Annotated in this window: 11 protein-coding genes and 2 pseudogenes; 5 read left to right on the plus strand and 8 right to left on the minus strand. The window is 71.9% G+C overall.

The window, feature by feature from the left end:
- Positions 1-123: 123 nt before the first annotated feature.
- From ACLQ2S_RS26870 to ACLQ2S_RS26880, 3 genes are all read right to left on the minus strand, one after another.
- The gene (locus tag ACLQ2S_RS26870) at positions 124-657 is read right to left on the minus strand and encodes a hypothetical protein (RefSeq protein WP_309222605.1); all 534 of its coding nucleotides are present in this window, start codon (positions 655-657) and stop codon (positions 124-126) included.
- A 114-nt stretch (positions 658-771) separates the two neighbouring features.
- Positions 772-1470, minus strand: coding sequence for a response regulator (locus ACLQ2S_RS26875; RefSeq protein ID WP_375335294.1), 699 nt, complete (start codon positions 1468-1470; stop codon positions 772-774).
- Positions 1471-1505: 35 nt separating this feature from the next.
- On the minus strand, positions 1506-2753 hold the full coding sequence (locus tag ACLQ2S_RS26880) for a sensor histidine kinase (RefSeq protein WP_309222607.1): 1248 nt from the start codon (positions 2751-2753) through the stop codon (positions 1506-1508).
- A 133-nt stretch (positions 2754-2886) separates the two neighbouring features.
- On the opposite strand from ACLQ2S_RS26880, the gene ACLQ2S_RS26885 reads away from it, so the two are divergent.
- The 3 genes from ACLQ2S_RS26885 to ACLQ2S_RS26895 are packed head-to-tail and all read left to right on the plus strand — an operon-like array spanning position 2887 to position 5287.
- A complete protein-coding gene (locus ACLQ2S_RS26885; RefSeq protein WP_155214980.1) occupies positions 2887-3819 on the plus strand; it encodes an ABC transporter ATP-binding protein in 933 nt (310 codons plus the stop codon).
- Positions 3816-4589 (plus strand): ABC transporter permease, encoded by a 774-nt coding sequence (locus ACLQ2S_RS26890; protein WP_425703752.1) that lies wholly within the window; start codon positions 3816-3818, stop codon positions 4587-4589. The genes ACLQ2S_RS26885 and ACLQ2S_RS26890 overlap by 4 nt, the downstream gene beginning before the upstream one ends.
- The gene (locus ACLQ2S_RS26895) at positions 4586-5287 is read left to right on the plus strand and encodes a YqeB family protein (RefSeq protein WP_425703754.1); all 702 of its coding nucleotides are present in this window, start codon (positions 4586-4588) and stop codon (positions 5285-5287) included. Before ACLQ2S_RS26890 ends, ACLQ2S_RS26895 begins: the two co-directional genes overlap by 4 nt.
- 189 nt (positions 5288-5476) lie before the next feature.
- On the opposite strand, the pseudogene ACLQ2S_RS26900 reads toward ACLQ2S_RS26895, so the two are convergent.
- The 4 genes and pseudogenes from ACLQ2S_RS26900 to ACLQ2S_RS26915 all read right to left on the minus strand — a co-directional run.
- A pseudogene (locus ACLQ2S_RS26900) lies at positions 5477-6202 on the minus strand (M20/M25/M40 family metallo-hydrolase); the annotation flags it as partial.
- Between the two features lie 81 nt (positions 6203-6283).
- Positions 6284-6604 (minus strand): annotated as a pseudogene (locus ACLQ2S_RS26905) (PA domain-containing protein); the annotation flags it as partial.
- A gap of 550 nt (positions 6605-7154) precedes the next feature.
- Positions 7155-8627 (minus strand): serine hydrolase domain-containing protein, encoded by a 1473-nt coding sequence (locus tag ACLQ2S_RS26910; RefSeq protein ID WP_425703756.1) that lies wholly within the window; start codon positions 8625-8627, stop codon positions 7155-7157.
- Positions 8628-8724: 97 nt separating this feature from the next.
- Entirely contained in the window at positions 8725-9228 is a 504-nt protein-coding gene (locus ACLQ2S_RS26915) for an ArsR/SmtB family transcription factor (protein WP_155214986.1), read from the minus strand.
- A gap of 100 nt (positions 9229-9328) precedes the next feature.
- On the opposite strand from ACLQ2S_RS26915, the gene ACLQ2S_RS26920 reads away from it, so the two are divergent.
- Both ACLQ2S_RS26920 and ACLQ2S_RS26925 read left to right on the plus strand, forming a co-directional pair.
- Complete coding sequence (locus ACLQ2S_RS26920; RefSeq protein WP_155214987.1) at positions 9329-10261, plus strand: ParA family protein; 933 nt, start codon at positions 9329-9331, stop codon at positions 10259-10261.
- Positions 10258-10488 (plus strand): Rho termination factor N-terminal domain-containing protein, encoded by a 231-nt coding sequence (locus tag ACLQ2S_RS26925; RefSeq protein WP_155214989.1) that lies wholly within the window; start codon positions 10258-10260, stop codon positions 10486-10488. The genes ACLQ2S_RS26920 and ACLQ2S_RS26925 overlap by 4 nt, the downstream gene beginning before the upstream one ends.
- Before the next feature lie 9 nt (positions 10489-10497).
- Here the strand turns inward: ACLQ2S_RS26925 and ACLQ2S_RS26930 are convergent, their stop codons facing one another.
- Complete coding sequence (locus ACLQ2S_RS26930) at positions 10498-13674, minus strand: NACHT domain-containing protein (RefSeq protein ID WP_155214990.1); 3177 nt, start codon at positions 13672-13674, stop codon at positions 10498-10500.
- Positions 13675-13894: the final 220 nt, after the last annotated feature.

Genomic DNA, 13894 nt, shown 5'->3' on the forward strand with positions numbered 1-13894 from the left:
ACGACAGGGGCAGTCAGTCATACCGAGCCGGGCGACCGAGCCGTCCCCGGCTGGGGACGATCAAAAAGGTAACGGGTATGACCGCGCCCGGGCCGACGTCGTACCGCCGTCGGGTGAGCCCGCTCAGCTCGCCCGCGGCCAGCGCGGCGCGGTGGCGGGGGGTGCCACCGGCCGACCGGAACCGGGCGCCCGGACGCCGGTACGCGCGGCCGGCGCGGCCACCCGGGGCACCGGCCCCCGCGCCGGGTAGCCGGCGGCGCGGTCAGGTCGGGTCGGATGACCGGCGGCCCTCGGGGGGTAACCGGCGGCGCGGTCGGCGCCCGCCGGCCGTGCCGCAGGCGTACGTCCCGCCGACGGCCCGTTGATCAGGAACGGGAACGGCACGTGCACGAACGGATTGCCGTGCCGAATCAGGGCATCGAGCTGCCGCTCGTTGAGCCCGTGGTTCAGCAGCACCTGCCGACCCCAGCGGTGCAGCCGGCAGGGGAACCGGGCGCCGTCGTTGCGGCACAGCGCCCCGGACGGCCACTCCTCGGCCGCGTGCACGACCACCGCCCGGACGGCCAGCCGGACGTCCTCAGGGGTCAACGGCGTCGGGACCGGCAACTCGCCCAGAATCTGATCGATGGGATCCGTCGACTGCTCATCAACTCGCACGGCAGACCTCCCGCAGCTCCGGTAGCGGTGCGCTTGAGCACCGCACCTCGGGCAGTGGTACGGCCACCGGGGCGGGAAGGTTCAAAACCGATTTCAGCGTGTGTGTGAGAGGGCTCAGACCAGGCCGGCGTCGTGGACGAGCAGGGCCACCTGCACCCGGTTGTTGAGGCCGAGGCGGGTCAGCAGCCGGGAGACGTACGCCTTGACGGTGGCCACGCTCATGTACAACTCGGCGGCGATCTCGGCGTTGGTGCGGCCCATGCCCAGGGCCACGGCGACCGCCCGTTCCCGCTCGGTGAGGCCCTCAATCAGCCGCACGGCCCGCTCCCGACGCGGGTCCGCCGCCGGTCCCGCCGTCACGTGCTCGATCAGCGTCCGGGTGACCGTGGGAGACAGGGTCGCCTCGCCGGCTGCCACCCGACGCACCGCTCGGACGATCTCCACCGGCGGGGTGTCCTTCAGCAGGAACCCGCCGGCACCGGCCCGCAGCGCCCGCAGCACGTGCTCGTCGGCGTCGAAGGTGGTCAGCACGAGCACCTCCGGCGGCTGGGGCAGCGCACGCAGCGCCTCGGTGGCGGCCAGCCCGTCCAGCCGGGGCATCCGGATGTCCATCAGCACCACGTCCGGGCGGCAGGCGGCGACCGCCCGGACGACCTCGGTGCCGTCGGCCGCCTCACCGACCACCTCGAGTTCGGGTGCCCCGCCGAGGATCATCGACAGCCCGGCGCGGACCAGCGCGTCGTCGTCCACGATCAAGACACGCACCCGTCGGTCGCCGCCCGCCGCCGAACCTGCTCCGGCCGTCGGCGGCACGCCGTCGGCCTCGGCTGCGGTCGGCTCCGGACCGGTCACGTCGCCGGCCACGGCAACCACGCGGCCAGCCGGAAGTCGCCCCGCTCGTCGCAGCCGTGCTCCAGTCGCCCACCGGCGAGGTTGACCCGTTCGGCGAGGCCGACCAGGCCGGTGCCGGAGCCGGGGATGGCCGCCCTCTCGGGCGGTTCACCCACCGGTCTACGGTTGCGGATCTCCACGTGGAGCCCGTCGCCAGGTGCTCCGCTGAGGCCGACGGTGACGGCGGCGCCGTAGGCATGCTTACGGGCGTTGGTGAGCCCCTCCTGCACGATGCGGTAGACGCTACGCCCCACGGCCGCCGGCAGTCGCTCCGGCGCGGAGACCCGATCCAGCAGGTCGACGCGGACACCGGCCGCCCGGGACTCGGCGATCAGGGCGGGCAGGTCGGCCAGGGTCGGCTGGGGGCGTTCCGGGTCGTCGGTGAGCGAGGTCTCGGCCCGCAGGACGCCGATCACCTCGCGCAGGTCCTGGAGGGCGGCGTGCGCGCTGCCCCGGATCACCCCGGCGGCCTGGGCCACCTCTTGGGCGGGCGCGTCGGGGCGGAACTCCAGTGCTCCCGCGTGCAGGCTGAGCAGCGAGATCCGGTGGGCGAGCACGTCGTGCATCTCCCGGGCGATGCGGGTGCGTTCCAACTGCCGGGCCTGGGCGACACGTAGCTGCTGCTCGGCCTCGGCCCGCTCGGCGCGCTCGCGCAGTGACAGCACCAGTTGCCGGCGCGCCCGCACGAACATGCCCCAGGCCAGCACCAGCAGGGTGATCACCACGCCCCAGATGGTGGACACCCAGTACGGGCTGCCCGGCTCGGGACGCAGCAGGGCGATGAACATGTTGGTGAACAGGCCACCCGCGGTGACCGCCAGGACGATCGCCGTCCGGCGGTGCACCACCACCGTGAAGAAGATGATCAACAGGGCGGCGACGGAGGTGATCGAGAAGAGCCCCAGCGGCAGCGTCACCAACGCCACCCCCACCGGCCAGCGCCGCCGCAACCAGAGCGCCGCCGTGCAGGCCAGGCCGAAGAACGCGTCCGCGAGGATCATCCAGTTGTACGGCAGCCGGTCGGCCAACGCCGGGCTCGGGGAGGCCGCGTCGAAGGTGGCCAGCACCACCCAGGCCAGGCAGACCAGAAACGCAAGGCCGTCGACCAGCCAGTCACGGGGGGTCCGCCGCGTCCGGCGACCCGTCCCAGGGTCCAGCGCGCCGGGCAGCAGACCCGGGTGATCGAGTACGACGGCGCTGGTCACAGGCGCAATGGTAGGCAGCCCATCGGGCACCGGACCAGCTACCAAAGTCGAGACCTGAGTACCGACCTTGGTCTGGGCAGAGCCAGACCGACGGCCGCTGCGGATGGCCGGCCGGTCCGGACAGGCTCTCACCATGATCGCCGTACAACAGCTCACCAAACGGTACGGGCGGCACACCGCCGTCGAGGACGTGTCGTTCCACTGCGAGCCGGGCACAGTCACCGGTTTCCTGGGCCCCAACGGGGCCGGCAAGTCCACCACGATGCGAATGATCTGCGGGCTCACCCCGCCGACGTCCGGTACCGCGACCGTCGACGGACGCCCCTACCGGCAACTGCCCAACCCGGGCCGCACGGTCGGGGTGCTGCTGGACGCCTCCGCCCAGCATGTCGGGCGGACCGGCCGGGAGGCGCTGGCCGTGGCCGCGGCGACGATGGGGGTCGGCCGTCACCGGGTCGACGAGGTGCTCGACCGGGTCGGGCTGGGCCCGGCCGCAGCCCGGCGACGGGTCCGGGCGTACTCGCTGGGCATGCGCCAGCGGCTCGGCCTGGCACACGCGCTGCTGGGCAACCCCCGGGTGCTGGTGCTCGATGAACCGGCCAACGGCCTGGACCCGGAAGGGATCTTCTGGATGCGCGGCCTGCTCCGGGACTTCGCCGACCGGGGCGGCACCGTGCTGCTCTCCAGCCACCTGCTGCGCGAGGTGGAGGCGGTGGCGGACCGGCTGGTGGTCATCGGGGGCGGCCGGATCGTGGCCCAGGGCGGCAAGGACGAGCTGCTGGCCGGCGTCGGCACCGTGGTGCGCGCCCGCGACACCGAAGCGCTGCGGGCCGCGCTGCGCCGGGCCCGGCTGGCGGTCAGTGACGGCTCCGAAGGGCTGCTGGTCAACGCCGACACCGACACCGTCGGCGAGATCGCTCTGACCGCCGGGGTGGCCCTCACCGAACTGCGCCCGGCCGGTGGAGGCGGTCTGGAACAGCTCTTCCTCGCCCTGACCGCCAGCGCGCCGAGCGCCGCCGTGCCCGCCACCGGCAACACCGAACCGACCCGGGAGGTCGTCCGATGACCACCGTCCACACCGCGCCGGAGGTCACCCCGGTGCACCGCCCGTCGCTGGCCCGGCTGACCGCCGTGGAACTGCGCAAACTCGTCGACACCCGGGCCGGTCGCTGGTTGCTGGTCACCATCGGCCTGATCAGCGCCGTCATCGTCGCGCTGCTGCTGGTGTACGCCGAAGCGCCGGAACAGACCTTCACCGTCTTCTTCAGCATCGCCCTGCTGCCCGCCGGGGTGCTCCTTCCGGTGCTGGGCATCCTGTCGATCACGAGTGAGTGGTCGCAGCGCACCGCATTGACCACGTTCGCCCTGGTGCCCCGGCGAGAACGGGTGATCGCCGCCAAGCTCGTCGCGGTGGTGCTGGCGGCGCTCGGGTCGGTGGTGACCAGTCTGGCGTTCGCCGCCGCCGGTACCGCGATCGCGGGTGCCACGGGTGGCGCGGGCAGCTGGCGGGTCGAGGGGGCCCTGCTGGCTCACGCGGTGGTGTTCCAGGTGGCGAGTGTCCTGATGGGAGCCGCGTTCGGGCTGCTGCTGCTGAACACCCCGTTGGCCATCGTGGCCTACCTGGTGCTGCCGATCGTCTGGTCGATCGTGGGGGAGGTGGTCCGGCCGCTGCACCGCGCCGCCGAGTGGCTGGACACCGGGCGCACCATGGAGCCGCTGCTCACCGCCGAGGTGACCGTCGGGCAGTGGCAGCGGCTCGCGGTGTCGCTGCTGGTCTGGATGGTCGTGCCACTGGTCGCCGGTATGGTCCGCACCATGCGGCAGGAGGTGGCGTGAGGGCGTACGGGAAACCAACCGTGGTCAGCGGCGGCGTCTCCGAGCTGGTCCTGCTCTGGGCCGGGATCCCGCTGGTCGGCGGTTTACTGGGCGGGTTGCTGGTGGCTGGGGCCGGCTGGGTGGCGGGCCTGCCGTGGGCCCCGGCGCAGGGCCTGTTCCGAGCGGTCGACGGGCTGCCCGACCGGTACGCGCTGCCCGGCGGGGTCGGCGTCGGCATCCTCGCCGGGCTGGTGATCGCCGCCATCGGCACCAGTGAGCGGGTGATCGTGATGGTCTCCGACGCGGAGGCTCTGGTGCGCCGGGGCGATTCCGAGCAGGTGGTCAGTCGGCGGGACACCCGGGTGGCGTTCCAGGACGGCAAGGACCTGGTGCTGCTCGACGCGGACGACGCCGAGCTGGTCCGGCAGCCCCACGACCTGCCGGCCGAACGGTTGGCCGAAGCCTTCCGGCAACACGGCTGGCCCTGGGCGGAGGCGGATCCGCACCGCGAGGCGTACCGGCTCTGGGTGCCCGATCTGCCCGGCCTGCCGGACGGCGCGAACGCGCTGCTGCGGGCTCGGCGGGAGGCACGGGAGCATGACCGCCAGGACGAGGCTCGGGAACTGCGGGCGGAGCTGGCCCGCTACGGGGTGGTGGTCCGCGACGACGGCAAACGGCAGCACGTCCGGCTGACCCGCCGCGCCGTGCTGCCCGACTGACCCGGGTGGGTCGGGCCCGCAAGGCCCGACCCACCCGGCGATGTTCCGTTACCGCCAGTGGTGGCCGTGGCCGTGCTTGTGGCCGTGGCCGTGACCGTGCTTGTGGCCGTGCTTGGGGCCCTTCTTGCCCTTGCCCTTACCGGGCCCGGTGACACCGTTCACCTTCGAGGTGTCGAACGCGAACGTGATCACAGAGGTGGCGATGGCGTCGGCGTTGACGTCGAGCGCGAAGAGGTTCACGTTGCCGTGGAGCTTGTACTTCTTGCCCAACGCCTGGTAGATGGCGGCGTCGCCGCCGTCGGCGGCCGGCGTACGGCTGTCGCACGCCTGGTGGTAGCAGGGGTCGTAGGCGACCCCGGCCAGCCCGCCGAACAGCGCCGCCTCAGCCTCCGTCTTGACGCCCTCGGCCCCGGTGAACAGACCACCGGCGGGGATGTCGACACCGGCGGCGATGAACGGCCCGTAGTCCGAGCGGCCGGTGAAGTCGGACGCCACGGTGGGCAGGTTGCGGGAGGCGAAGAAGTCCTCGAACACCTTCTCGATCTCCGCCGATCCCTCCGGGCCCGGTCCGGAGCCCTGCTCGGCGGAGTCGTCGCCGTCGTACACCCCGAAGACGTAGTTCGGCGAACCGACCATGTCGAAGTTGAGGTAGAGGGCGATGTCCTCGATCTGCTGCTCGGTCAGGCTGGCGACGTAGTGCTCCGAGCCGATCAGGCCCGCCTCCTCCGCGCCCCACCAGGCGAAGCGGACCGCGTTCTTCGGCTTCACCTTCGACATCTGCAACGCCACCTCAAGCAGCGCCGCGCTGCCGGTGCCGTTGTCGTTGTAGCCCGGCCCGGCCGGGTCGGAGTCGAGGTGCGCGCCGGCCATGACCACGTTGTCGGTACGGCCGTGCTTGGTCTGCGCGAGGATGTTCTCGGTGCTCCGGATCTCCGACGTGGTGTCGGCCTCGATCCGCACCGTCAGGCCGGCGGTGGCCGCGAACTGCTCGCCGGTGTAGTAGGACACGGAGACGGCCGGGATGCCGACCGGGGTGCCGAGGGTGCCCGCGTACAGGTCGTAGCGATCCGCGTTGGCCTCCGGCGTACCGTTGCCCTGGTTCATGACGATCGCACCGATGGCTCCGGCGGCCTCGGCGTTGACGACCTTGTCGCCGAACGCGCAGGTGCCCCGCTGCATCAGCGCGATCTTGCCGGCCACGTCGACGGCGTCGAAGTCGCTCGCCTCGCAGCCGGAGGACGAGTCACGCGGCGGGTCCAGCGCGAGGTCGACCGGGACGACCAGTCCCTCCGCCGCGCCCGATCCGGAGTAGGACATCAGGCTGTAGTCGACATCCTCGGTGTACGTGGTCGCGTTCGGTGCCACCTGGGCGAACGACGAGCTGAACGCCTCGTAGAACGCGAAGTCGAACTGCTGCCGGGTCACCTGATAACCGGCTTTCTTCAACAGCTTGGCCACATAGTCGGCACTGGCGTCGTAGCCCGGGGTACCGGAGGCGCGGGTGCCGGCGTTGGCGTCGGCGATGGCCTGGAATGCGTCGAGGTGCTTGAGCACCCCCTTGACCGTCACCGCCTTGGTCAGCTTCTTGGCCGAGTTGTTGTTCGGGCTGGCCAGCGCCGGGCTTACCAGCGCGGTCGTACCCAAGAGCGTGCCGGCTGCGATGGCGGCGAGCACTTTCCTGCCGGAGAAAGGCACCACGATGTGCCACGTCCTTCCTCTGTGGTTGGTCCGGCTCCCCTACCCCCGTGCCGGACTCCGCCATCCTGATACATCTAGATCCCTGAGCAAAGATCTGATCAGCCGGGACGGCCCGACGTTCGGCCGTTGTGCCCACCGGGCCCGTCCGGATCAGATCCGGCCCACCCGCTCAGGACAGCAGCGCGACGGTGAGCGCGGCGGCGAGGGTCAGCGAACCGACCACCGAGACCACCCGCAACCATGGCCGGGCGGCACCGTTGACCGGCAGTTCCCGCCAGCGGCGTACGGCTGCGGCCAACCCGGCACCGGAGGTCGCGAGCCCGAGCGGCCAGAGCCAGCCGGGAATCGCCGACCAGTCGCCGAGCTGGTGACCCAGGGCCGGGTAGACCAGCGCCCAGACCGCACCGGACAGCACGGTCAGTCGGTCCGCCCCGGCGCGCAGCGCGGTGCCGAGCAGCGACAGGCCACCGATGAAGGTGAACAGCAACGCGATCCCGATGCCGACCCAGGTGGGCAGCCCCGGCGAGGCGCTGCCGGCCTGCTCGCGGGGCACCCCGAGCAGCCGCAACCCGATGGGCTCGACACCCCGGTCGGTGTTGCCGAGCACCACCACGCCCCGACCGGTGGCCCGGTCGAATCCGACGTACGAGTGGAAGCCGCTGGTGGCGCCGTTGTGCCAGGTGATCTCACGGTCGCCGTAGCGGGTGGTGAACCAGCCGTACCCGATGCGGGCGCGCTCGGTGTCGTCGAAGCGCGGGTCGCGGGCGTCGGCGCCGGGGGCGGTACCGTCGGCGGTGGCCGCCACGAGCCGGGCGAGATCCGCAGCGGTGGACCAGTAGCCGATGCCGGCGGGGGCGTATCCGGCGCCGATCCACGCGTCGGGGCTGCGCCCGCTGGCACCGGCGCCCTCGGCGCGTTCGGCGGGCAGCGCGTCCGCACTGGTGGCCTGGACGGTCGAGGTCATGCCCAGCGGGGTGAGCAGTTCCCGGTCGAGCAGTTCGGGATAGTCGGCGCCGGCGTCGGCCGCGAGGGCCTGGCCGAGCAGGGCCATGCCGAGGTTCGAGTAGTTGACCTCACCCCGCCCGTCACCGGGGGCGTGGCCGTCGGCGGCGGCGCGGACCCGGTCGACGTCCTGCCCGGCGTACGGGTTGCCGGCCGCCACGTTGGCCCAGAACAGGCGCAGCCAGTCGGTGACCGAGTCGAGCCCGACCCGGGGCAGCCCGGAGCGGTGGCTGGCCAGTTCGGCCAGGGTCACCTCACGTGCGGCACCGGTGACCGTCGGCCAGGTCGCGCCCAGGGTGTCGTCGGGGCGTACCGCCCCGGTGCCGACCCGCTGGGCGAGCAGCATGCCGGTCAGCACCTTCGGCACCGAACCGACCTCGAACGCGGTGTCCGGCTCGACCGGGTTGCCGCGCCGGTCGCGGTCGCCGAGGCCGGCGGTGCGGATCTGACCCCCGTCGATCAGGGCGACGGCCAGGCCGCGGTAGCCGCCGGGGGCGTCGACGGCGTCCCGCGTGGCGGCGGCGAGGTCGGCGTCACCGGTGACCTGCGCGGTCAGCCGAGGTTCCCGGGGCATGACGCCGATCCCGGCGAGCCCGGCGACCAGCCCGGCGACGAGGACGACGAGCGGTGTCTTACGCATGGGTGCTCCTTCCGTTCCGGGTGGGCCGCCACGCGACCCTCGTGCCGCCCACGCGACCCTCGTGCCGGCCACGGTCGGGCGCGCCCGGCGGGTGCGGTCAACGAGCGGCGGCGGTGAGGATGGCCAGCAACGGCACCACCCGCTCGGCGGGAATGGCGTAGCGGCCCCGACCGGCGCTGCGCAGCCAACCGGCGGCGGTGAGCTGGCGCAGGTGGTGGTGCAGTTGGCCGGTGGTGCCGAGGTCCTCGATCCCGGCCAGCTCGGCGGTGCCCTGCCGGCCGCCGAGGATCTCGCGCAGCAGCCGCAGACGCACCGGATGGGCCAGGGCGCTCAGCACGGCCGGCAGGTCGGCCCAGTCGTCGGCCAGCAGATCCTCGACGCCGCGCCCGTACTGCCAGTCGTAGTGCTGCCCGGCGAGCCGGACCGCACCGGTGTAGAGCACGGCACCGGCACTGTCGGCGGGTAGCCGCTGCTTGAGCCCGTCCAGCGCCCAGAGGACCCCCTCGGCGGGCATCGACGGCTGGTCCGCGCCGCCGAGTCGTTCGACCAGCTCGGCGACCTGGTTCTCCAGCGCCGCCAACCGCTCCTCCACGTTCGCCATACTCCGAGAGTACGAACTTACGTAGTTACGTGCAATCCCGGGATGATCGACTTTTCGCCGGACGGACCGCTACCGTCAGTGGTCTTGGGGAGGTACGTCGATGTACGTCGTGTCCGTGATCAACTACAAGGGTGGGGTCGGCAAGACCACGGTGACCGCCAACCTCGGTGCCGAACTGGCCAACCGAGGGATGAAAGTGCTGCTCATCGACCTTGACCCGCAGGCAAGTCTGACCTTCGGCTTCTACGACCCGGACGACTGGCGGGAGCGACTGCGTGACACCCGCACGGTGAAACGCTGGTATGACAGCCTGCATGAGGGCAGCCCGCCAGTCACTCTGAGTGACCTTGTGGTGTCGCCCGGCCCGGCGAACGCCCGGCTCACCGGCACCGGACGCCTCGACCTGATCGCGTCGCACCTGCAACTGGTGGACATCGACCTGGCCCTGGCGCGCAGCGTCGCCGGTGGCGAGGAGTACGACGCCGAACTGTTCCGGGTACGCGGTTCCCTCGCCGAAGGACTGCTCGCCGACGGGCTCGACCCGTACGACATGGTGTTGATCGACTGCCCACCGAACTTCAACGTGGTCACCCAGTCGGCCATCATCGCCAGCGACCACCTCGTCATCCCGGCCCGAGCCGACTACCTGTCCACGCTGGGCATCGACTACCTGCACGGCAACGTGCGGGAACTGGTCGAGCAGTACAACGCCGACGCCCGCCGGTTCGCCACCGTACGCCGACACCAGAAGGTCGCCCCCGACGTCGCCGGGGTGGTCTTCACGATGATCCAGTTGCTGTCGCGGCAGCCCATCGCCACCCACCAGAGCTACATGGACCAGGTCCGCAACCTGGGGCTACCGGTCTTCCCCACCGCGTTGCGGGAGAACGTCACCCTCTACGCGACCAACACCCCGCGCGGCGTGCCGGTGGTGCTGCGCGACCGCGTCACGGTGCCCGCCGTCCGCGACGAGCTGCGCAATCTCGCCACCGAGTTCCTCGACCACCTCCAGCCGGCCCGTCAGCCGGCATGAACGGCCGGGACGCCACGGCCGACGCCGTCGACCGGCTGGCGACGATGGCCAGCCGCGCCGAAGGCACCGCGTACCTCTCCCCCTGGCCGCTGCGCGACCTGCGGGAGTTGGCCGCGGAGCTGGGCCTGCGCGGCGTCGGCGCGCTACGCAAGGCGGAGCTGGTCGAGCGGCTGGTCGAGCACACCATCGGCTACCGCCTCACCTCCACCGCGCTGCGCCGACGCTGACCGACCCGGTCAACCGCCGGTCCTGGTCGGCTGCCGTGCGGGACCGCTGCCACCGGTGCCCTGCCGACCGATCACGGTCTGTGCGGCACCCCGGGCGGTCGGCACCCGGTCCAGCAGCGCTCGGTACGGGTTACGCAGCGCCCGTTCCCGGCTGCTGGTCCACCGCGTGAGTACGACGATCGCGCTCACCAACGCGACCGACGACACGGCTGTGACTTCCACGCCCAGCCAACCGGCCACGGTGGCGAACGCCACCGGCGCACCCGCGACGAGCAGCCCGATCGCGCTGAAGAGCAGGACGACGACGGGAATCCACAGCCGATCGTCGTCAGCCGACATGATCACCGCGACGATGAGGGCCGCCACCCCGGCCACCACGCACAACAAGACGAGCCCGGCCAGCGGCCTCGGCCCCCAGGCCCACCAGCCGATCCAGGTGCCGACCGAGCGGGTGATGGCGATGCCGACCAGGACCACGCCGACCAGCGCACCGACTGTGGCCGTGGCATTGCGCAGGAAGGTCAGCACCGTGGGCTCCTCCGGCCGATCGGTGAGCGTCCGCCAGTCCCGCAGGTCCGCGTCGAGCATGGGAAATGCCCACAGCCGGCTGCTCAACTCGGCCAACACCGGCGTCGGGAGGCTGGCCAGCAGTGCGGTTCGCCAGCCGTCCACCCGATGCTGAAGTGCCCGCACCGCGATGTCGCGGGCCGTGTCGGGCTCCCGCCGGGTCACCAGTTCGAGCATGGCGCGGATCTCGTACTCGCCGAAGGCACCGGAGAGCCGCCGCTTGTGGCCGAGACGGTGCGCCGTGCGGTCGAGTTCCTCGGTCAGTTCCTTGGGTATCTCGCCGCCGTTGAACCTGCCCGGCCGCACGAGGAGACCGACCGCGAGGCGTACGTCGACCTCACCCAGATCACCCGGCGCGTCGTCCGTCGACTTCAGGATCAGCCAGCCGAGGCGACCCATCGTCCGGGCGATCGGGGTGCCCGGCTCGAACGGAGCCCACAGCCAGTCGTGCCACTCCGCGCCGGGTAGGTTTCCCGACCGTCGGTCGGCCGACCGGCCCCTCTTGGCGGCCACGGCCGCGGCCTCCACGGCGGTGGGGTCGAAGGTGCGCAGTTCGTTCTCCACGTCCGGCGCACCGACCAGGACGGCCAGCCGCCACGCCGCGCGCACGGCGACCTGCCGGTCTGGTGCCCACAACTGTTCCGCCAAGGCGACGGCGGCGGCCGGTGTGCCGACCGCGGCCAGGTCGTCGACGGCTGCCACCGAGCCGTCGCGGGCCCGCGCGGCGAGGGTCGGAATGGCCAGTTCGCCGGTTGCCCGCAACGCCGCACGAGCCTCCGGCTTCCATTCCGCCAACTCGCTGAGCAGTCCGATCGCCTCACGGCGGCGGGACTCCGCGAGCACCACGAGAGCGTCCGCGGCCAGCTGGCCACCGACCGGCACCTGCCGCAACAGGCTGTCGAACAGCCGCTGCCCGATCGGCCCGGGGTTGCCGACCACCGCGCCCAGCGCCGCCAGGACCAGATGCTTGTCGGCGACCGGCGTGCCGAGCAGCCGCACGTGACTGTCCACGACGGCCGAGACGAGGCTCTCGTCGATCTGCCGGGCCTCGGCGACGCATTCCAGCGCGAGCAGCTTGTCCCGGTCGTCTCCGGCGAAGATCTGCCGGACCACGGCCGAGGAGTCCCGGTTTGCCCCGGCACACCAGAGTTTCACCGTCTCCCGCCACCGGTTCGGGTTCTCCCGGTAGAGCCGGAGCAGCCGGTCGGGGTCGTCCGCGAGTTCCACCGCCGCCAGATACTCCTGCAGAGTCAGGTGGGCGAACTCGTAGAGCAGGTTGTTGTCGTCGATGCGGATCAACAGCCCACTGCGCTCCACGATCTCGTCGAGCATGCGGGGCAGGTGCTCCTCGTCCAGGCGGAACCGGGGCAGGATGCGCGCGAGTTCGTCGTACACCTCCGCCTCGCCGATCACCCGACGATCGGTTCCCTGGGATCGGCCGCCCTGCGCGGCCAGCGCGATCGCGCGCAGCGCCATGATCTTGTGGCCGGCCTGGTAGCGGGCCAGATTGCGGTGCCGACCCAGATCCCGGTCCCGGCGCAGCAGGTGCTCGACGGCCTGCTGGTAGAACTCCGCCCGCGAGTTGGTCAACATCGGGCCGATGCCGGCGTCCGCCTCGTACAGTGTGGTGATCATGGTGAGCATGAGCGGGCTGCGCGCCAGCCGCATCACCCTCGGGCTCGACCGCAGCTCCGCCAGGAGTTGCTCCACGACGTGCCCGGTGTCGGCGGACTCCTCGTCGCGCTCCCACTCCGACGCGTGGTGCTCGGCCTCGCTGCCCGGCCAGCGGGTGAACCAGAGCCGCAGGAAGTGGCGGATTCCGGCGTCGTCGAAGCCGGCCACCTGGATATCCCGGTCGAAGACCGGCCGCAGGTCCCCGTCGTAGACCGCGTCGCGGCAGGTGACCACGATCTGTGTCCTCGGATGGCGCTCGGCGAACTCCTTGATCTCCTCGGCCACCGTGCCGCGTCGTTCGGTGACCACCTCGTCGAGCCCGTCGAGGAACACACAGAGCCGGCCGCTGGCCAGCGTCACGTCGACGACGTGCTCCGCGTCGGCGACGAGTGGACGGGCGCGGCGGTGTCGGCGACGGCGGCCCGGTTCGTCGTCGAGCCGCCCGAGGACGTCCACGATCAGTTGCCGGACGGTGCGTCCGTCGCGGTTGGACCGGGCCAGTTCCACCAGCACCGGTACCCGCTCGAACCGCTCGGGCTCCGCCGCCCAACGCACCATCGAGTGCCGCAGCAGCATCGACTTCCCCGCCCCCGCCGCGCCGAGGATCACCGTCCGCCGGCGGTTCTGGACGTCGCGGTAGATGTCGATTCGCCGGCCGTCCTGCTCGTACTCCAGCGGCACGTAGACCTCGTCGAGCGTGACCGAGACGTCTCGGAGGAAACCGAGCTCCATCCGGTTGTAGGTGCGGGCGACCCAGTCGCGGTAACGACGCCACTCGTCCGCCCGGATCCGGCGTCGACCCGCGACGAGCCCCCACACCCGGGCCAGCAGCCCTTTGATCCAGTCGGCGAAGAACTGCTGCACCACCCCGACCAGCACGGTCAGCAGGAAGAGACCGAGTGCCGCGTACTCCAGACCGAAGGGCAGATCCGGCAGCTGTGGCACGGGCGACTCCTCCACTGACAGACATCGGGCAGGAACTCACCGTAAGGGTGACGCCTGCCGGTCCACACCGGACCTCGGGATCGCAGGCGATGGACCTTCGGACGAGCGGGACGGGTCGAGGGGTTGACCTCGAGTGCGCTCTAACTGGACGTTTGCTTCATCTTCGCGCGAGTAGCGGCCGATTTGCGTCTCGGGCCTCGATGGCGGAAGGTGCCCGACC

The organism is Micromonospora sp. DT48 (assembly GCF_049844495.1).
Classification (GTDB): Bacteria; Actinomycetota; Actinomycetes; order Mycobacteriales; family Micromonosporaceae; genus Micromonospora.